This is a genomic window from Bradyrhizobium sp. AUGA SZCCT0160 (assembly GCF_018130105.1).
In the GTDB taxonomy this organism is placed as follows: domain Bacteria; phylum Pseudomonadota; class Alphaproteobacteria; order Rhizobiales; family Xanthobacteraceae; genus Bradyrhizobium.
Window position 1 is genome coordinate 241,862 of sequence record NZ_JAFCMD010000009.1, and the last position, 18,183, is coordinate 260,044.

Annotated in this window: 20 protein-coding genes; 10 read left to right on the top strand and 10 right to left on the bottom strand. The window is 61.2% G+C overall.

Going from position 1 to position 18,183, the window contains the following annotated elements; genetic code table 11:
• Positions 1-32 precede the first annotated feature (32 nt).
• The 3 genes from JQ558_RS17245 (at position 33) to JQ558_RS17255 (ending at position 4,121) form a co-directional block, all read left to right on the top strand.
• Positions 33-2,339 (top strand): xanthine dehydrogenase family protein molybdopterin-binding subunit, encoded by a 2,307-nt coding sequence (locus JQ558_RS17245; protein WP_212294347.1) that lies wholly within the window; start codon positions 33-35, stop codon positions 2,337-2,339.
• 105 nt (positions 2,340-2,444) lie between these two features.
• Positions 2,445-2,894 (top strand): cytochrome c, encoded by a 450-nt coding sequence (locus JQ558_RS17250; RefSeq protein WP_212214723.1) that lies wholly within the window; start codon positions 2,445-2,447, stop codon positions 2,892-2,894.
• Positions 2,895-3,194: 300 nt separating this feature from the next.
• Positions 3,195-4,121, top strand: a complete 927-nt coding sequence (locus JQ558_RS17255; protein WP_212294348.1) for a cytochrome c — start codon at positions 3,195-3,197, stop codon at positions 4,119-4,121.
• Positions 4,122-4,336: 215 nt separating this feature from the next.
• Here the strand turns inward: JQ558_RS17255 and JQ558_RS17260 are convergent, their stop codons facing one another.
• Complete coding sequence (locus JQ558_RS17260) at positions 4,337-5,479, bottom strand: TAXI family TRAP transporter solute-binding subunit (RefSeq protein WP_409410534.1); 1,143 nt, start codon at positions 5,477-5,479, stop codon at positions 4,337-4,339.
• A gap of 328 nt (positions 5,480-5,807) precedes the next feature.
• Complete coding sequence (locus tag JQ558_RS17265; protein WP_192737765.1) at positions 5,808-6,053, bottom strand: Lrp/AsnC ligand binding domain-containing protein; 246 nt, start codon at positions 6,051-6,053, stop codon at positions 5,808-5,810.
• A 193-nt stretch (positions 6,054-6,246) separates the two neighbouring features.
• Here JQ558_RS17265 and thiD point away from each other — a divergent pair, with 193 nt between their 5' ends.
• The 4 genes from thiD (at position 6,247) to JQ558_RS17285 (ending at position 9,836) form a co-directional block, all read left to right on the top strand.
• Positions 6,247-7,044 carry a bifunctional hydroxymethylpyrimidine kinase/phosphomethylpyrimidine kinase gene (gene thiD / locus JQ558_RS17270; RefSeq protein ID WP_212294349.1) on the top strand — a complete coding sequence of 266 codons (798 nt, stop codon included), beginning with the start codon at positions 6,247-6,249 and terminating at the stop codon, positions 7,042-7,044.
• A 164-nt stretch (positions 7,045-7,208) separates the two neighbouring features.
• On the top strand, positions 7,209-8,189 hold the full coding sequence (locus JQ558_RS17275) for a tripartite tricarboxylate transporter substrate binding protein (RefSeq protein WP_312014741.1): 981 nt from the start codon (positions 7,209-7,211) through the stop codon (positions 8,187-8,189).
• Between the two features lie 193 nt (positions 8,190-8,382).
• Positions 8,383-9,471 (top strand): TRAP transporter substrate-binding protein, encoded by a 1,089-nt coding sequence (locus JQ558_RS17280; RefSeq protein ID WP_212274760.1) that lies wholly within the window; start codon positions 8,383-8,385, stop codon positions 9,469-9,471.
• A gap of 137 nt (positions 9,472-9,608) precedes the next feature.
• Positions 9,609-9,836, top strand: coding sequence for a hypothetical protein (locus JQ558_RS17285; protein WP_212214746.1), 228 nt, complete (start codon positions 9,609-9,611; stop codon positions 9,834-9,836).
• A gap of 238 nt (positions 9,837-10,074) precedes the next feature.
• Here JQ558_RS17285 and JQ558_RS17290 read toward each other — a convergent pair whose 3' ends face one another.
• Positions 10,075-10,278, bottom strand: a complete 204-nt coding sequence (locus tag JQ558_RS17290) for a hypothetical protein (protein WP_212214748.1) — start codon at positions 10,276-10,278, stop codon at positions 10,075-10,077.
• Positions 10,279-10,628: 350 nt separating this feature from the next.
• Here JQ558_RS17290 and JQ558_RS17295 point away from each other — a divergent pair, with 350 nt between their 5' ends.
• The 3 genes from JQ558_RS17295 (at position 10,629) to JQ558_RS17305 (ending at position 13,562) form a co-directional block, all read left to right on the top strand.
• On the top strand, positions 10,629-11,870 hold the full coding sequence (locus JQ558_RS17295) for a glycosyltransferase (RefSeq protein ID WP_212294350.1): 1,242 nt from the start codon (positions 10,629-10,631) through the stop codon (positions 11,868-11,870).
• A 42-nt stretch (positions 11,871-11,912) separates the two neighbouring features.
• A complete protein-coding gene (locus JQ558_RS17300) occupies positions 11,913-13,013 on the top strand; it encodes a glycosyltransferase family 4 protein (RefSeq protein WP_212294351.1) in 1,101 nt (366 codons plus the stop codon).
• 267 nt (positions 13,014-13,280) lie between these two features.
• Entirely contained in the window at positions 13,281-13,562 is a 282-nt protein-coding gene (locus JQ558_RS17305; protein WP_212214754.1) for a hypothetical protein, read from the top strand.
• A gap of 63 nt (positions 13,563-13,625) precedes the next feature.
• Here the strand turns inward: JQ558_RS17305 and JQ558_RS17310 are convergent, their stop codons facing one another.
• The 7 genes from JQ558_RS17310 to JQ558_RS17340 all read right to left on the bottom strand — a co-directional run bounded on the left by JQ558_RS17310 (position 13,626) and on the right by JQ558_RS17340 (position 17,627).
• Positions 13,626-13,850: a hypothetical protein gene (locus tag JQ558_RS17310; protein WP_212294352.1), complete on the bottom strand. Its 225-nt coding sequence runs from the start codon at positions 13,848-13,850 to the stop codon at positions 13,626-13,628.
• A complete protein-coding gene (locus JQ558_RS17315; RefSeq protein ID WP_212294353.1) occupies positions 13,847-14,008 on the bottom strand; it encodes a hypothetical protein in 162 nt (53 codons plus the stop codon). The genes JQ558_RS17310 and JQ558_RS17315 overlap by 4 nt, the downstream gene beginning before the upstream one ends.
• Positions 14,009-14,062: 54 nt before the next feature.
• On the bottom strand, positions 14,063-15,037 hold the full coding sequence (locus JQ558_RS17320; RefSeq protein ID WP_212274766.1) for a tripartite tricarboxylate transporter substrate binding protein: 975 nt from the start codon (positions 15,035-15,037) through the stop codon (positions 14,063-14,065).
• A gap of 332 nt (positions 15,038-15,369) precedes the next feature.
• Positions 15,370-15,543 (bottom strand): hypothetical protein, encoded by a 174-nt coding sequence (locus tag JQ558_RS17325; RefSeq protein WP_212274767.1) that lies wholly within the window; start codon positions 15,541-15,543, stop codon positions 15,370-15,372.
• 228 nt (positions 15,544-15,771) lie between these two features.
• Positions 15,772-15,948, bottom strand: coding sequence for a hypothetical protein (locus JQ558_RS17330; RefSeq protein ID WP_212294354.1), 177 nt, complete (start codon positions 15,946-15,948; stop codon positions 15,772-15,774).
• 14 nt (positions 15,949-15,962) lie between these two features.
• Positions 15,963-16,136 carry a hypothetical protein gene (locus JQ558_RS17335; RefSeq protein WP_212274769.1) on the bottom strand — a complete coding sequence of 58 codons (174 nt, stop codon included), beginning with the start codon at positions 16,134-16,136 and terminating at the stop codon, positions 15,963-15,965.
• An 861-nt stretch (positions 16,137-16,997) separates the two neighbouring features.
• On the bottom strand, positions 16,998-17,627 hold the full coding sequence (locus JQ558_RS17340; RefSeq protein ID WP_212294355.1) for a hypothetical protein: 630 nt from the start codon (positions 17,625-17,627) through the stop codon (positions 16,998-17,000).
• Between the last annotated feature and the right edge of the window lie 556 nt (positions 17,628-18,183).

The following is an 18,183-nucleotide window of genomic DNA, read 5'->3' on the forward strand; positions in this document are numbered from 1 at the left end:
TGGCGCGAAACAATCAGGCTATTGGAGATACGATGGCAGCTCCCATCAAGTTCGGCGTCGGTCATAGCGTCCGCCGCAAGGAAGACGATGCGCTCATTCGCGGCAAGGGCCGCTACACCGACGACGTCTCGCCGTCTCCCGCGCTGCATGCGCTGATGCTGCGCTCGCCGCATGCGCACGCCAAGTTCACCATCAATGTCGCCAAGGCCCGCGGCATGCCCGGGGTCGCCGCGGTGCTGATCGCCGACGACGTCAAGGATCTCGGCGATCTGCCGTGCCTGTTCAATTTCGAAGTCGATCCGTTCACCGGACCTCCGTACCCGATCCTCGCCAGGGATGAAGTCCGCCACGTCGGCGATTCCATCGCCTTCGTGGTCGCCGACACCATCGACCATGCCCGCGATGCGATCGAGGCGATCGAGGTCAACTGGACGCCGCTGCCGGCGGTGGTCGGCCTTGTCAACGCCGTCAAGAAAGGCGCGCCGCAGGTCTGGCCCAATCATGCCGGCAATTTGCTGTTCGACGTGCCGATCGGCGACAAGGCGGCAACCGAGGCTGCGTTTGCAAAAGCGCATGCGGTCGCCGAAGTGTCGATCGTCAATCCGCGCGTCATCACCAACTTCATGGAAACGCGCGCGGCGGTCGCCGAATACGACGCCAAGAAGGATCATCTGACGCTGACGATCGGCAGCCAGGGCAGCCATCGCCTGCGCGAGATCATCGGCGGCATGGTGCTCAAGATGCCGCTGGAAAAAATGCGGGTGATCTGCCCCGACGTCGGCGGCGGCTTCGGCACCAAACTGTTTCCGTACCGCGAATATGCGCTGATCTCGGTCGCGGCGAAACGGCTGAAGAAGACCATCAAATGGACCGCCGACCGCTCCGATCACTTCGTGGGTGACGCGCAGGGGCGCGACAACGTCACGGTCGCGAAGATGGCGCTCGCCGAGGACGGCAAGTTCCTGGCGATGGACGTCGACCTGATGGGCGACATGGGCGCGTATCTGTCGACCTTCGGTCCCTACATTCCGCACGGCGGCGCCGGCATGCTGCCCGGCCTCTACGATATCCAGATCTTCCATTGCCGCGTCCGCACCGTGTTCACCAACACCGTGCCGGTCGATGCCTATCGCGGCGCGGGCCGCCCCGAGGCGGCTTACGTGATCGAACGGCTGGTGGACGCCTGCGCGCGAAAGCTCGGCATGACGCCCGATGCGATCAGGCGCAAGAATTTCATCCCGCCGAAGGCGCTGCCCTACAAGACCATCACCGGCAAGGTCTACGACTCCGGTGATTTCGCCGCGCATATGAAGCGCGCGATGGAAGTCGCCAACTGGAAGGAATTTCCCAAGCGCGCCAAGGCCGCCAAGAAGGCCGGGCTGGTGCGCGGCATTGGCCTTGCAAGTTATGTCGAGATCTGCGGCACCATGGGCGATGAAACCGCCAACGTGGCGCTCGATCCCAACGGCGACGTCACCATCCTGATCGGCACCCAGTCGAGCGGGCAGGGCCATCAGACCGCTTACGCGCAGTTGATCGCCGAACAGTTCGGGCTGCCGCCCGAGCGCGTGCACATCGTGCAGGGCGACACCGATCGCGTCGCCACAGGCCTTGGCACCGGCGGTTCGGCCTCGATCCCGACCGGCGGCGTCAGCGTGCAGCGTGCGGCCCACGACCTCGGCGGTAAGCTGAAGGAGATCGCGGCCGAAGCGCTGGAAACCAGCGCTGCCGACCTCGAGATCAGCGACGGCCGAATCCGGATCGCCGGCACCGACCGCTCGGTGAGTTTCGCCGATCTGGCCAAACGTCCTGATGTCGATCCGTCAAAGCTGAACGCGAGTGCGACCTTCAACCAGGCCGACGGCACCTACCCGAACGGCACCCATCTGGCCGAAGTCGAGATCGATCCGGCCACCGGCATCATCAAGATCGTCAACTACGTGATCGTCGACGATTTCGGGGTGACGCTCAATCCGCTGCTGCTGGCCGGCCAGGTCCATGGCGGCGCCATGCAGGGGATCGGCCAGGCCCTGATGGAGCAGGCGGTGTTCGGCAGCGACGGCCAGCTCGTCACCGGCACCTTCATGGATTATGCGATGCCGCGCGCGGCCGACGGCCCGTCCTTCCACTTCGAAACCCACAACGTTCCCTGCACCACCAATCCGCTGGGCGTAAAGGGCGCGGGCGAGGCCGGTGCGATCGGCTCCTGCCCGGCGGTGGTCAATGCGATCGTCGAGGGGCTGTGGCGCGAGTACAAGATCGACCACATCGACATGCCGGCGACCGCCGAGCGGGTCTGGATCGCGATCCGGGAGGCCCAGCGCCGGCATAACCTCTGATATTTTGTCGCAGCTGGAATGATTCTAAGTTTATGGTGTTATCAGGCCGGGCGAGGTCCACGGTGACCGCGGCCCGGTCTGTGTCATAAAAAAGGGGTCTAGCGAATGAAACGGGTTTTGGTGGTTGCAGGAGCACTGTTGCTCAGTGTTGGCGCAGGCGTGGCGCAGCAGGATCCCGTCAAGGATGCCCAGAACGTCATGAAGGCCAACGGAAAGAACCTCGGCGGCGTGTTGAGCCCGATGTTCAAGGGCGAAAAGCCCTACGATCAGGCCGCGGTCGATGCCGCGCTCACCCAGCTCAACGATACCGCAAAGAAGCTCCCGACCATGTTCCCCGCCAGCGTCAAGGACGCCAAATGGGAGGGCGACTACGCCCCCTCGCCAAAGATCTGGGAAGACAAGGCTGGCTTTGACGCCAAGGTCGCCAGCTTTACCAAGGTGGTGGCCGAGGCCAAGGCCAAGATCAAGGACCTCGACTCGCTGAAAGCGAATTTCCCCGGCATCGGCAAGGAATGCGGCGCCTGCCACGAGACCTACCGTCTCAAGAAGGGCTAGCCCTTCGGTTGACCAGACAGGAAGGGGCTGGACGCGTGATGTGTCCGGCCTCTTTCTTATTCGCGGGCGCGAACGCTTACCTCGCTTATCAATTCGGTGTGAAGTGGACTTCATCACCTGGGTATGAAGCCTGCTTCATCGTCGTGTGAAACTCACCAGCTGGCCGCGGATTTCGCCGCGCGGATCAGCGGCGGTTTGTTGCCGAACCGGCCTAGAGTCGTCGTAATTTCGTGGAAGCTTCCGGCTGAAATTGCGTACATACTGGCCGCCATATCAAAACGCCCGATGACGGATTGGTGAATGCTGAAACGACTGTTCCTTCTGGCCGTTTTGGCCGCCGTCGCCGGGCTTGGCATTTTCTGGTGGCTGACCGTACCGGCGGTGGTCGCGGCGAGTTCATTGCCCGCCTACAAGCCTAACCTCGCCAACGGCCTCACAGCGTTCAATGCCGGCGGATGTTCGTCCTGCCATGCCGTGCCGAACCAGCCCGACCGCCTCAAGCTCGGCGGTGGATTGCCAATTCCGTCTCCGTTCGGCACCTTCAACGTTCCCAATATCTCGCCCGATCCCAACGATGGTATCGGACGATGGAGCGAGGCCGATTTCGTCACCGCCATGCTCAAGGGCACGTCGCCGTCGGGCCTGCATTATTTTCCGGCGTTTCCATACGCGTCTTACGAACATACGAAGGTCGAAGATGTCAGGGATCTCTTTGCCTATCTGAAGACGCTGGCACCGGTGGCTGGCAAGACGCGCGACCATGACGTGCCGTTTCCGTTCAACATTCGCCGCAATGTCGGGGTGTGGAAATTCCTGTTCACGGACGGCAAGCCGTTCGTGCCGGACGCCAGCAAATCGGCGCAATGGAATCGCGGCGCGTATCTCGTCAACAGCCTCGGGCATTGCGCGGAGTGCCACAGCCCGCGCAATTTTCTCGGTGGCATCATCGACGCGCAACGCTTTGCCGGCGGACCAAATCCGGAAGGCGAGGGCTGGGTCCCCAACATCACCCAGAAGCGGATGTCGGAGTGGAGCGCGAAGGATTTTTCCTATTTCCTCGAGAGCGGGCAGACGCCCGACGGCGATACCGCCGGCGGCTTGATGACGCGCGTGATCCGCAACACCTCGCAATTGTCCCCGGAGGACCGCACCGCGATGGCGGAATATCTGAAATCGCTGCCGCCGGTGGAGGGACCGCCGCGGCCGAAGAAGGCGGAGAAATCCTGACGTTTTTTTGATGCGAAGTCGCAACCGCGACGGAGCTGCGCTCCCTCTCCCGCTTGCGGGACGCTTGCGGGGGAGGGCTGGGGCGGGGGTGGTGCCATGAGTCAGACTCTTGGTGAGGAGAGAGCCCCCACCCGGCGCTGCGCGCCGACCTCCCCCGCAAGCGGGAGAGGTGAAGTGAGTCTGCCGCCGGACTAATTCAACCAAAATTCGTTACATCACTCGAACGTATTGACCATGCCGGCCTTGGCAAGTGCCGCCTTGCGTGCGCCCATCCACTCCTCGGCGAGTTTTGCCGGATCGGAAGCCGGGCTGCCCTTCATGTAGTCGGTCCACGCCGCGATCAGGACTTCCTGCCGCTTGAGCAGTGCGTTGTTGTGCTTCTCCTGGTCGTCGCTCCAGGCGCCCACCTCCTTCAGCGCCTTGACCGCGCCCTTGTGCGTCGGCACCGCCCAGTTCTTTGCCTGCGCTTTCACCGCAAGCCCGCTGGCGCCGGGTGCGTTGTCCTTGTAGCCGTCATAGCCGTCGATCATCGCCTTGGTCAGCATGTAGACCTCGTCTTCGGACTGGCTGCCATAGACGCTGTAGATCGGGTATGGATAGGTGCCGACCTCGACCGGCTTGTCCTTGGAAAATTCGCCTGCGCCGCAGGTGGCCTTGTGCTCGGTGAAGTACGGGCCGACCTTGCGCATGCGCTCCCATCCCGCCTTGTCGGAGAATGGCATCGCGGGCCAGGTGATGCCGCGCGGCGATGTCTGCAGTTCCTTGGCGGGCCCGGAGATCGTCGAACCGAATACCGCATCGGTATCGTTGTTGATGATGCCTTTCCACATCGCATTGTTGCCCGCGAACTCGACGATCTTGACGTCCTTTGCCGTCAGATTGGCGAATGCCAGCACGGCCAGCGCATTCTGGTTGAGCGCGGGAGAACCGACCACGAAGCCGATGCGCTTGCCTTTCAGGTCGGCATAGGTCTTGACGCCGATGTCGGCGGCGACCGCCAGTGAAAGGCCGTTGCAGTCGATCGAGCTCAGCGTGATCTGGATGGGCTGCGGTCCCCATTCCCGGGTCGCGAATTCGAACACGCCTTCCTGCGCGAAATAGACGCCGACGCCCATCGCCGAGAGGCTGGCGCGGTTGAGACGCAGCGGTTGCAGGCGAGCGACGTCGTTGCCGGCGGGCAGCACGCGCACGTCAGTGCCATACTTGTCCTTGAACATTTTGCCGACGGCAACCGTGATATTGAAGCCGGATGTCCCGGTGTCATACGCGGTCATCGTCACGTTCGCCGGCAGTTTCACCTGTGCGACCGCCGTCGATGCCGCGACCGTGGTTCCGGTCAGCGCGATGGCCGCAAGCATCATCTTCGGATTGATCATTCATCCCTCCCGTTGCGGCTGACGTTGCAGCCTTGAGACGCTTGTCGCCGAGGATTCCGGGAAGTCAGCCGGAAACAGGCTTTGCGCATTGGCGCGAATGCTCGCGGATTTCCGCGCATACTGCAAGGCAGAAGCAGGGGGTCCCGATCCGCGTCAGCTTGACGCGTTGCGTTGTCCGAAACGGCGGAGCGTGGCAGGTCCTGATTTGCTTGATGACGCTGTCGTCAACCGGTCGAAGGGCTCGGGCGCTGCAGTCAGATCGGCACTCCGCGCAGGCAGAGGTCTGAGGTAGTCCCAATCAGGCGACGCCCTAGCTCCCGCCGAACGCCTTGAAGGTGATGATGGTGTGGGTGTCCTGGATGCCGGGAATGACCTGCACCTTCTCGTTGACAAAATGGCCGATGTCGGTGGCGTTGTCGACGTAGAACTTGACCAGCAGGTCGTAATCGCCGGCGGTGGAATAGATCTCCGAGGCGATCTCGGCTTCCGCGAGCGCATTGGCGACCGCATAGGACTGGCCGAGCTTGCATTTGAACTGGACGAAGAAGGGAACCATGGCGTGTCTCCGAAGGAAAGATTTGTGCTCAATATAGCGCTTTCAAGCGAAGTGGATACCGGTTCGCATCAGGAAAGCGCGTCGGGGTCAGAAGCTCAAAAACGGAGGCTGATGGCAAGCCAACTTGCTGGCAATGGCCGGCCGCGCTAGGACAGTTTATGGCTCCGAACTCACCAATTCCACGAGGCGGGCGATGACGCCGATCGCGCTGACCATCGCCGGCTCGGATTCGTCCGGCGGTGCCGGAATCCAGGCCGACCTGAAGACGTTTGCCGCGCTCGGCGTCTACGGCGCCTCGGTCATCACGGCGCTGACGGCGCAGAACACGACCGGCGTCAGCGGCATCCATCAGGTGCCGGCGGAGTTCATCACCGCCCAGATCGATGCGGTATTTTCCGATCTTGCCGTCGGCGCGGTCAAGATCGGCATGGTGGCGCAGCCCGCCAGCATAGATGCCATCGTCGCGGGGCTGACGCGCTGGTCGCCGAAGCATGTCGTGCTGGATCCCGTGATGGTCGCGACATCAGGCGATCGCCTGCTGGCTGCGGAAGCCGTCGATGCGCTGCGCACCAAGCTCATTCCGCTCGCCTCGGTCATCACGCCCAATCTGCCGGAAGCGGCGGCCTTGCTCGATGAACCGGTGGCGGAAAGCGAAGCTGCGGTCGAAAATCAAGGCAAGCGGTTGCTGGCGATGGGCTGCCGGGCGGTGCTGATCAAGGGCGGCCACGGGCATGGCGCCGAGAGCACCGACTATTTTATCGACGCCGGGAAGACCATCACGCTGGCCGCACCGCGCGTCGCCACCAAAAACACCCACGGCACCGGCTGCTCGTTGTCGTCGGCGATTGCGGCGGGCCTCGCGAAGGGCGAGAACATGGAGACCGCCGTCCGCAACGCCAAGGCCTGGATCAGCGCGGCGATATCGGCCGCGGACCGCTTCAGCGTCGGCCGCGGGCATGGCCCGGTGCATCATTTTCATAAGTATTACTGAAGGCAGACGTTACTGGAAGCACCGCTGCAGCCCCGTTTCTGTCCTTGTCCGAATGGCCCATTGGCGGGACCATGCCCGGCCCCTATAATTCAGCGCCTGAAATTCAAGTAAATCGCGACGCCGCCAACGCGCGGACCAGCCGCAATATCCGGGAGAGAAACGCCGTGAGACAAACAACCCTTCGCTATGCCTTATTGACCGTTCTGGCGGGCCTTTCCATTGCCGCAAATCCGGCCCAGGCCCAGACATGGCCGGACAAGCCGATCACGTTCGTGGTGCCGTTCGCGGCCGGTGGCGGCACCGACGCTTTCGCGCGCCCGCTCGCAGCCCAGCTCGACACCCAGCTCGGCAAGCGCGTGCTGGTCGAGAACCGCGCCGGCGCCGGCGGCACGGTGGGCGCCTCGGCGGCGTCCAAGGCCGCCCCCGACGGCTACACCTTCTTCATGGGCGCGGCGCATCACGCCATTGCACCGTCGCTCTATCCCAATCTCGACTACGACATCGAGAAGGATTTTGTCGCGGTTGCGCTGATCGCGCGTCCACCGCAGGTGATCGTGGTCAATCCCGAGAAGGTCGCCGCCAAGACGCTCGCCGAGTTCATCGCGTTCAACAAGGCGAACCCGGGTCAGTTGAACTACGGCTCCGCCGGCGCCGGCACCACGCATCACCTCGCGGGCGAACTGTTCAAGATCCTGACCAAGACCAACCTCCAGCACGTGCCCTATCGCGGGGCGGGACCTGCGATGCAGGATCTGATCGCCGGCCACGTGCCTGTCGTGTTCGACGGCATGGGCTCGTCGGCGGGGCCGATCAGGGCCGGGCAGCTCCGCGCGCTCGCGGTCGCCGCGCCGAAGCGGGTGGCGGCTTTCCCCGACCTTCCCACGGCCAAGGAAGCCGGTCTGCCCGATTTTGAAGTGGCGACCTGGTACGGCCTGTTCGCGCCAAAGAACACGCCGCCGGCGATCGTCGAACGCATGATCAAGGAGCTGCAGCAGGCGATGCAGGTGGCTGCGATCAAGGAGGCCTGGGAGCGCAACGGCTCTGATGTTCCCGATGTGACGGGCCCCGCATTCGCGAAGATGGTGTCAGACGAAGTCGTGCGCTGGCGCAAGGTCGTGAAAGAGGCCAATGTGAAGCTGGACTAGACAGCGTTTTCCTAGCTGTTTTCCTTGGTGCCAATGCGGGCACCGCGCGTCGGTGCCCGCCCGCCTGCGACGTATGGCGCGGTGCGCTGAAGTAGCACTTCCACGCTTCCCCCAAAGTTCGCTAAGATGAGGACTGAAGGTCGCGGAAGCCTCTGCCCCGCGCCAATACATTTGCAATCCAGGGAGTGATCACATGAAGCGCCGTACGTTCCTCACAGGCGGCGCCGTGGCCGGCGCTACGACGCTGGTTGCGGCACCCGCGATCGCGCAAGCCGCGCCCGAGATCAAGTGGCGCCTGACCTCGAGCTTTCCAAAGTCGCTCGAGACCATCTACGGCACGGCGCAGACGTTTTCGAAATACGTCGCTGACGCCACCGACAACAAATTCCAGATTCAGACGTTTGCGGCCGGCGAGATCGTGCCCGGCCTGCAGGCGCTCGATGCCGTCAGCACGGCAACCGTCGAGATGGCGCAGACCCCGCTTTACTTCTACATCGGCAAGGAGCCGGCGCTCACCTATGCCACCGGCGCACCCTTCGGCATGAACCATCGCCACCAGCATTCCTGGTGGACGTTCGGCGGCGGCGCCGATCTCTGCAACGAGGCCCTGAAGCCATTCAAGGCGCATGCGATCCTGTGCGGCAATTCCGGCACGCAAATGGGCGGCTGGTTCCGCAAGGAGATCAAGACCGTCGATGATCTCAAGGGCCTCAAATTCCGCATCGCGGGCATGGGCGGCCATGTGCTCGCAAAGCTCGGCATCGTGCCGCAGCAGATCGCGGGCGGCGACGTCTATTCGGCGCTCGAGAAAGGCTCGATCGATGCCGCGGAGTTCGTCGGTCCCTATGACGACGAGAAGCTCGGCTTCTACAAGGTAGCAAAATACTATTACTACCCCGGCTGGTGGGAAGGCGGGGCCATGCTCCACATGATCGTCAACGACGAAAAGTGGAATGCGCTTCCCAAGCAATACCAGGCAGTTCTCAGCCAGGCCGGCGCGGCGGCAGGCGCGTGGATGATCGAGAAATACGACAGCGTCAATCCGGCCGCCCTGAAGCGGCTGATCGCAGGCGGCGCCGAACTGCGCGCGTTCCCGCAACCGGTCATGGAGGCCTGCTACACCGCCACGCAGGACCATCTGAACGAAATCGCCGAGAAGAGCCCGCTCTTCAAGAAGACCAAAGAGAGCCACGACGCCTACATGAAGGAAGTGCTGTTCTACACGCAGATCGCGGAGAATTATTACGACAACTATCTGCTCAGCAAGATGCGCAAGGGCTGAGGGCGGGCGCGCGCTCGTCCTGTGAAGCCGGATTACTGGTGCGTCGGTAGCAGGTCCATTCGCCTGATAATTAAAGGGGCTGGGAACGATTGTCTGTTCCGGGCGTCGTTTCTTCGACATTGCCGGAGAGAACCCAGATGATCGGCGAAGGTATTGATGCAAAGCTCGACCAGGCCAAGGAGGCCGTTCAGGCGGCTACTCAAACGGTCAAGGAAACCACTCAATCTGTTGCCGACGCCGTCGAAGCAGGCCGGCAACCTGGTGCGCCTCTTGATCGCTTGGCTCGGTGGGCTAAAGAAGCGCCCCTGCACGCCGTCACTATCGCGTTCTTGGTCGGTGTTCTGGTCGGGCGCCGCCGCAGGTAACAAGCCACCGCACCTTTTTTCGGTCGATCGCGCAAGTTGGTTGGCAGCCTCGATGGCCGCCTCTCGGCGATGAACCCGGAGAGCTGCTTAAAATCGCACATGGTGAGGGCTCACCTGCTAATGGATTGCATCGCCAAGACCAGCGTCGCTGAAAGCAGCGACGAAAGGGCGAGCAACGTCCAATCCGGTCTCGCGCTTCCTGCTGCTATCTGTCCGATCAATAACTCTATCCGCTTCATCATTCGTCCTTGGGAAGCCGGTCAAGGTAGGCGAGTCCAGAACACGTGAGCTCTTCGGTCTCGCCTTGGCTGGCCTCCAGCCTCCCTTGCAGATGTCGCTCCAACAGGCATCGTCGACCGTCCGCAACGTCGACGTCGCGATGTGTCGTCAGATAGACGGTCCAAGCCGTGTCGACCGCCTTTCGAAGAACTTCATCGACCATTATCCAGCTCCAACAAGTGCGACCACCGAGGCAACTCACGTTGTCCCCGGAGGTTTCCTATTTTTCCCGGACGTCCGAGGTTCAACGGTAACAGCTTTGCGTCGCAATACCTGAGAGCGCCAAGGTGTCAGGCGATCCGGATCAATACGTTTCGAGCAGCTCCGTCGCTCGCCTATGAGCAGGATGAACAAGCATTCATCTAGTTCAATTCTCGACTGACCAGCGGCGGCAACTTCCGGGCGCTTTCGGACTTATTGCCAAGGGAAAAAGTGGAAGAGGCGTCCGGGATGGTCGCTGATCAACTTTGCTGTGCCGTCCTCCGGCGCTCAGAACGATAAGGGTGACCCTTGATGTCCATGCTGACTTCCGCCATTCAACGATCGACCCTCGGTCTTCATTCGCTTGAACAGTATGAACCGTTAATCGGCGCGGCGACGGTCGAACGGATAGCCGCCAAGGCCGATCGAGTTCGCACCATGCGCGTCGCTCACATTAGTTCGACGTTCTACGGCGGCGGCGTCACCGAGCTGCTGACGCCGCTAACTCTGATGATGAATGCAACTGGCATCGAAACCGACTGGCACTTGATTCAGGGAACGCCGGGTTACTTCGGTTGTACCAAGAAGCTTCACAATATGTTGCAAGGCGAAAGCTTGGGCTTTTCAGACGCTGAAAAGACGATCTACGAACAGGTCGTGTTCGAAAATGCGACGCGGCTTCATCTTGACGATTGCGACGCGATCATCGTGCACGATCCTCAGCCGCTGCCGTTGATCACTCATTTCGCCGATCGCGAAATGCCGTGGCTCTGGCAATGTCACGTCGATCTTTCGTCGCCCCACGCGCCGGTATGGACCTATCTGCGCCAATTCATCGAGCAATATAGCGCTGCGATCTTCTCGCTATCTGAATATCGCCAGGATCTTCAGGTTGACCAGCGGTTCGTCACCCCGGCGATCGATCCGTTTTCAGCGAAGAACCGGGAGCTGTCCGACCGGGAGATAAGGGAATTCCTGGGCAACTACAAAATTCCGACAGATCGTCCGTTGGTGACGCAGATTTCCAGGTTCGATCGGTGGAAGGACCCGATGGGCGTGATTGAAGCCTTCCGAAAAGCGAGAGAGCAGGTCGATTGTACGCTCGTGCTCGTCGGCAACAATGCCTCCGACGATCCAGAGGGTGGGAAAATCCTCGAAACGATCAAGAGCGTCGCCGACGAAAGCATAATTGTTCTTGCGGTCGATGATCCAACCTTGGTGAACGCGCTGCAGCGATCTGCGGCCGTCGTCCTGCAGAAGTCGACCCGCGAAGGTTTCGGTCTCACCGTGACCGAGGCGATGTGGAAAGGCGCAGCCGTCATAGGCGGCGACGTGGGAGGAATTCGGCACCAGATCAAGAACGACTGGAATGGATTCCTTGTGCGTACGCCTGATGAGGCGGCGGCAAGAATCGTGCAGCTCTTGAAGGATCCCGGTATTCGGAAGCAGATTGGTTCGCGGGCGAAGGAAAGCGTGCGGAAGAACTTTCTGATGAGCCGGCTATTGGAAGATTGGCTCGATCTGCTGATCAACTACGAACGGCCGGTGATCTGACCCGTTCTGGTTCGAAGCCCTTGATACGTGATGGGAAAGCCGATGCGAATTGCCCAGGTAGCGCCTCTCGCCGAAAGTGTTCCTCCCAAGCTCTATGGCGGCACTGAGCGGGTGGTGGCGTGGCTGGTTGATGAGCTGGTGAGCTTGGGTCATGAGGTAACGCTTTTCGCCAGCGGGGATTCGAAGACCACCGCCAAGCTGCATGCCGTTTGGCCTCAGGCTCTTCGCCTCGGCCGGCCGCGGACGGACCCGATGGTTACCCAGGCTGCGTTGTTGGAGGCGGTCGCCCTACGGGTGACCGAATTCGATGTCATCCACCTGCATATCGACTGGCTGCATCTGCCGCTCCTTAGCCGGCTTGGTGTTCCGTTCCTGACCACCTGCCATGGGCGCATGGATTTGCCGGGGTTTCCTGACGTGGTCCGCCGCTTTCCCAACGCGCCGTTCGTTTCGATATCGGATAATCAGCGCGCTCCGCTGAGCGAAGCCAACTGGCTCGGTACCATTTACCACGGCTTGCCGACCGACCTGTTCCGGCCTTCGTTCGAGGCCGGCTCCTATCTCGCCTTTCTGGGCCGGCTGACGGCGGAGAAAGGACCGGAAGCCGCCATTCGGATAGCGCATGCTGCCAGAATGCCGCTTCGTATCGCCGCCAAGGTGCCGCGGGGCGAAAGGAAATATTTCAAGGAACGGCTTGAGCCGCAGATCGACGGGGATCAGGTCCAGCTCATCGGCGAGGTCAATGATGAAACGAAACGGCAGTTTTTGGCGGGCGCGGCCGCGTTGCTGTTCCCCATCGATTGGCCAGAACCGTTCGGTCTCGTCATGATCGAGGCCATGGCCTGCGGCACGCCCGTCATTGCCTTCAAGTCCGGCTCGGTGCCGGAGGTCGTCGACGACGGCATCACCGGCTTTGTCGTACCGGGGGAAGCAGAAGCCATACAGGCGATTGGAAGGCTTTCCGGGCTCGACCGACGTCAGGTGCGCAGGCATTTCGAGAAAAGGTTTACGACCAGGCGGATGGCGCAGGAGTATCTCCACCACTACAAGGCCTTAAGTAAATCGACTGCCGGCGAAGTTCATGCCGGTCTCAGGTCCACCTTGTCTAAAGATTCAGTGCCCGAGCGGCCTCTGGCCCCTTAGGGTCCCGGCGCTTCGAGAGCGGACCGAACAACCAAGCGAAGCGGAGCGATTGCAATCGCGAGTGCTGATGCAAATGCTCCGGTTGAGCCAGCATCCCGAAAGCGGAAACTAATTCAGAGCTACTCGCCGATACGGCTCGCCGGGGATCGCTAAAATTTTACACAAATCAATAACGTGCGACCAACTGCTCCGGCAAAAGTCGGGCGGCATTAAACCCGGCCTTTATCGCGCGCGTGCATCCTCCTGCAAAAGGAGGCGCGAAAAGCGATGCCCATTTTTCAGTATTTTTACGTCACAGGATCGGCACTGTTTGTACTGTTGTTTGTTTCCGACGCTTGCCTGCGCGACAGCGAGAGCGATTCACGCTTCGACGGGTCGCTCTATCAAAGCGCCATCTACGCACCCCGGGCGGTCGAAACCCTCACCGAGCCGCGCTTCACGCAGGATGCGACGCCGGCCGACCGCGTCAGGGAAGTGTTTGCCCAGTTCGTGCCCAATGAAGGCAAGCGCAGCAAGCGATACTCTTCGGCGGCGACGCGCGGGACCTAAATCTTCCGCACGCGTAACGCAGTGCGCGCGAACCAATCGCGCGCAGTGCCGCAACAGGTATCGTCAGGCCACGGCCTCGATCGCCTTGCCGTTGACGCGCGTCTCGTCCTGCAAATTATCGACCGTGACATGGGTGTCGTACCAGGTCAGGCGAGGGCGCACGCCGAAGCGTTTTGTCAGTTCGGCCACGCGTTCCTCCGTAAACCAGGCTTCCGCCGATTGGCGGCTGTCCCAGAGATAGACGCCGCCGGTACCGGTTTCGCCGTTCAGGTAGTCCTTGCGGATCAATCCTTTGGTGGCGAGGCCGCGGTAGGTCGGCGCGCTCGACGTGCCGCCTGTGCGGCGAGGCCGCGGTAGGTCGGCGCGCTCGACGTGCCGCCTGTGATTGCCTGTTCTTCGGTTCGCTTCGGCAGATCGAACTGAACGACGACGATGCAATTGGCCATGGGAGTTTCCTCAGGTAGGGGTGGTAGATGCGGTCCGCGTGCTTGCAGTCTAATCTAGTTGCCGAGCTTGATGCCGGCGTCCTTGATCACTTTTGCCCATTCGGGCGTCTCCTTCTTGATGACGGCCGCAAACTCTGCCGGCGTATTGCCGACCCGTTCGAGTCCGAGTTCGTCGAACTTCCTGCGCACCTCCGGCAGCGCCAGCGCCTTGACGGTTTCGCCGTGCAATTTGTCGATGACGTCCTGTGGCGTGCCGGATGGCGCGAGCAGGCCGAACCACGGCACCGCCTCGAAACCGGGAAATCCCGATTCCGCCATCGTCGGCAGGTCGGGCGCCAGCGCCGAGCGCTTGACCGAGGTGATGGCCAGCGCGCGTAATTTGCCTTCCTTCGCCAGCGGCACCACGTTCACGATATTGGCGAACGACATCGCGATGCGGTTGGCGAGCAGGTCGGGCATCAACGCCGTGGTGCCGCGATAGGGCACCGATGCGATGTCGACATGCGCCATGTATTTGAACAGTTCGGCGCCGAGATGCTGCGACGTGCCGACGCCGGCATGGCCATAGGAGAGTTCGCCGGGCTGCGCCTTGGCGAGTGTCACCAGTTCGGCCACCGTCCGGGCCGGCACCTCGGGCGGCACGGCGAGCACGTTGGCCGCGATGAACACCTGCGAGATCGGCGCAAAATCCTTGACCGGATCGAACGGCAGCTTGTCATACAGGCTCGGATTGATGACGAGCGCCGAGTTGCCGCCCATCAGCAGCGTGGTGCCGTCGGCGGCCGCCTTGGCGACGCGTTCGGTGGCGATGTTGCTGCCGGCGCCTTGCAGGTTTTCGACCACGAACGGCGTGCCCCAGACCTCGGCAAACCGTTCGGCCAGAATGCGCGCCGCAAGGTCCGGCGCCGTGCCGGGCGTGAAGCCGACCAGGATCTTCACCGGCTTGTTCGGATAGCTGGACTGCGCGGATGCCGGCTGCGTCGTTAGCAGCACCAGCAACGCGGCGAACAGGTTCGCAACGGACTTCATCGTTTCCTCGCTCGTCCTGCATGCCGGTTTGCGCGGTCATTGCCGCAGGACCTGGAGCAAGTGTGACAGCAGCGGGCGCCGCTCGCAAGGCGCGGCCGACGCTTACCGCGCCCGGAAGCATCCTTAAGGACAGGACGCGCTTGAGCGATATGTTGCAAAAGTCGGGGCTACCCGAATAGCCGGCCATCACGCCATCCATCAATCAACTCTTGCATGCGTTGGCGAGTGATTGAACACGACCGGTCTCTTTCGCTTTGGGCCATAAGCGGACATGTCGGCAAATAACCAAGACGTCTGCTTTTGACCCTGCGCGTCGAACAGGTTGGTCAGATTCATACCTGCGGGCGACCGCTGCCCGTTCGCAGGACATCATTGAGGGTCTTGAGCACGAACTTCGCAACATCAACCAGAGTCGCGCCGCCCTGTACGAGACAAAGTCCGTCGTCGTCGAGGGCGTGATGGTCGTTCTGCACTCGGTCGTCGTTCTGATGCGGATCGACATTCATTGTCATTCTCCTTGTTTCCGATCGAGGCGATCATCGCTCCGTTTCATCGGTGTCGGGAGAATGCCCTGGTTTGCCGCCTCCAGCTGTTCCCTGGGGAACAAGCCATATGTGATCTTTGCCACGTGCGGCGCGCTGTGAACTTCATCTGACGATGAAATTATGCCCCGCCGTGTGGTCAACGGCGGGGCATGCGAGGCAAGGAGTTCGCTTCTGGCGTTGTGCGTGTTCTTACCTAAGTTTGCCGGCGAAGTTTTTAACAAGATAGGCGGCGCCGCCGATCACATTGCCCGCAAGGTAGGCGACAGCATTGGCAAAGTCGCCGCCGCCGGTCACCTGCACGAGATCGTCCAGGCTGAGCTCAACAGAATCATGGGAGGAAACGTTTTCGATCTGGTTGTTGGTCATGATTGTCTCTCCTGTCACGGCAGCATTTTCTGGGCGCTACGATAACCGTCGCCGATACCTTGGCGTAACGCCTTTGCGGCACCTACTACGTCTGCCTTGAACTCACTCCAACTGTAGCCTCCATTGACGCTATCAAGTTCGTCATCTGTGAAGGCTTCATTCGTATTCGCAGTCAACTTGGTCGTCATGGCCATTCTCCTTTGTTTCCGACCGGAGCGATCATCGCGCCGTTTCATCGGTGTCAGGAAAATGCCGCCTTTTGCTCCCTCGTGCTGTTCCTTGGGGAACAAGCGTCACGTGATCTGCTGCACAGACGCGGGCACAATTTTGAACCGGAGAATTAGACACCCGAGAAAGTGCGTCGACCAAGGGAGCGGGCCATTCCTAAGCAGGCGGGAGAATCAAACCTGCCCGATGCATGACCGCGATTTCTGCGCCTGCAGCCGGTGTTGTACTGTGACATGTCGGAAGTTACGTGGCTATTTCGGCGGCAGCGATACCGCAGTCGTCGAGGGACTGAAGCGAAGCGCCTTCAGCGAAGCATCAAGATTGATGAGGTTTATGATTTCCTGGTCTGGTGCAGGCTACCAGGCCGAAGAACTGACGTCGCAAGCCGGTTAAGTTGCTCGGCGGGCGCATCAAGGGATCGAAAGCTCAGAGCTGCGCCAGATTGGCGCAGCCGCCGCCTTAGCTCAACTGGAGCCGTTCATCGGTCTAGAAGGGGAGGCTGAGGTCGGGGATTATAGGGAATGGGAAACCGAGGGGGAGGTGGCGTTGTCCTGCCGCCTGCCACCGTGTCCAGATCTTTCGTCGTCAGTTCGGTCTGCTCTTCAGCCGTGCGCTCCATGCTTCATCTCCTCGCGCTGTGCCGATGCACCATTGCATCGGCATGACCCGGACAATGACCAATTGGCCACGACCGCGCTGTTCCTCAGGTAACAGCCGGGATATCGCCATCCGGATCGTTGGTGGGACGGGAGACCTTCCGCGCGTGCCGACAGTAGTGGACGGACGGGGCCCGCAAGCGGCTTTGGCGGTCGAGTCGCCTCTCAGGTTTGCGAGCCGGAATGTTCGGTATCGCATCGCTCTACGCGCTCATTTTGCTGCTGGATTGCGGCGGCGAGAGCGCCAAACATGCTTGCGATCCATAGCCAAAATCCAAGACCGAAACTGGCTACCTTGTCCGGCATACTGCTTCCAACCTCGTATGTCACCATTGAGACGGCGAAGAACCAGACGCCGGTCACTAACGCCATTGCAGCAAATATTCCGGCTACGACGTTCGCTCTCATGTACAGAGCCAGCGATGCGCAGAACAACGCCAAATTTCCCAGCCAGGGCCAATTGGTGCGGAAGTCCAGCTTTAGTCCCAGCGGGCCAGTTATAAGGACTTCGCCGCCAAAGAAAGTATGCTTTTCATGGCCGCCATATTGAGCGACAAATGCGATCGAGACCAAGGACAGAAGGAACAGGATATAGCTTCCCATACGGAGAAGCTTGGCTGGTTCTGGCAGGCGTTTTCCGTCCGTCACGATCGCGCCCAGTTTGCACCATGGCGTTGTACGTTGCGAAGCGAGACTCGTCCACGAAACAAGAAGGGCGCGTGTCGCTTCGTTCCTATTATCCTGCACGCTGTGAAACTCCGTCATTGCGAGGAGCAAAGCGACGAAGCAATCCATCTCTCCGCCGGCGGCGGTATGGATTCCCTCGCGGGGCCGTTATCGGGCGCGCATTCGCCTGACGCGAAGCGGCGAGGGCCGATAAGGCAGCCCGACGGGTAAATCAGTTCCGGTTTTCAGAAGTCGTGTCAAGCCCCAAAATAAAAAATATTTCGGTTTACCAGAACGAAAATCAGGTGCATATCTTTGCCCATCCCGTCCTACTCAGAAGGGCGTCGGCCGTCGTCACGGACGTTGGGCGGGTTGCGATGGACGCTGGTTTACGCTGAGACGACGGCGTGGATTTAGCGTACGGCAAAACCGTGTGGTCCTGGCGCCCGTTGCTGGCGTCAAGCCGTCGGCTAAGCGTGAGCTGAACCGGCGGTGACGGAGTCAACCAAGAACTCGTCTCCGGGGAGATCACGGCATAAGCCGTAAAGCCGTTGCGCAGGGAAGGCCGGGTGTTCACCGCTGCCCTGTATGCTCGTGTGCAGCCTACTTAGTGCAAACCGCACACGGGACCGCGGGTGCAGCGCGCACCCGGTCTTCCCTGCGCCCTCTCTTTGGAGGGCAAGGA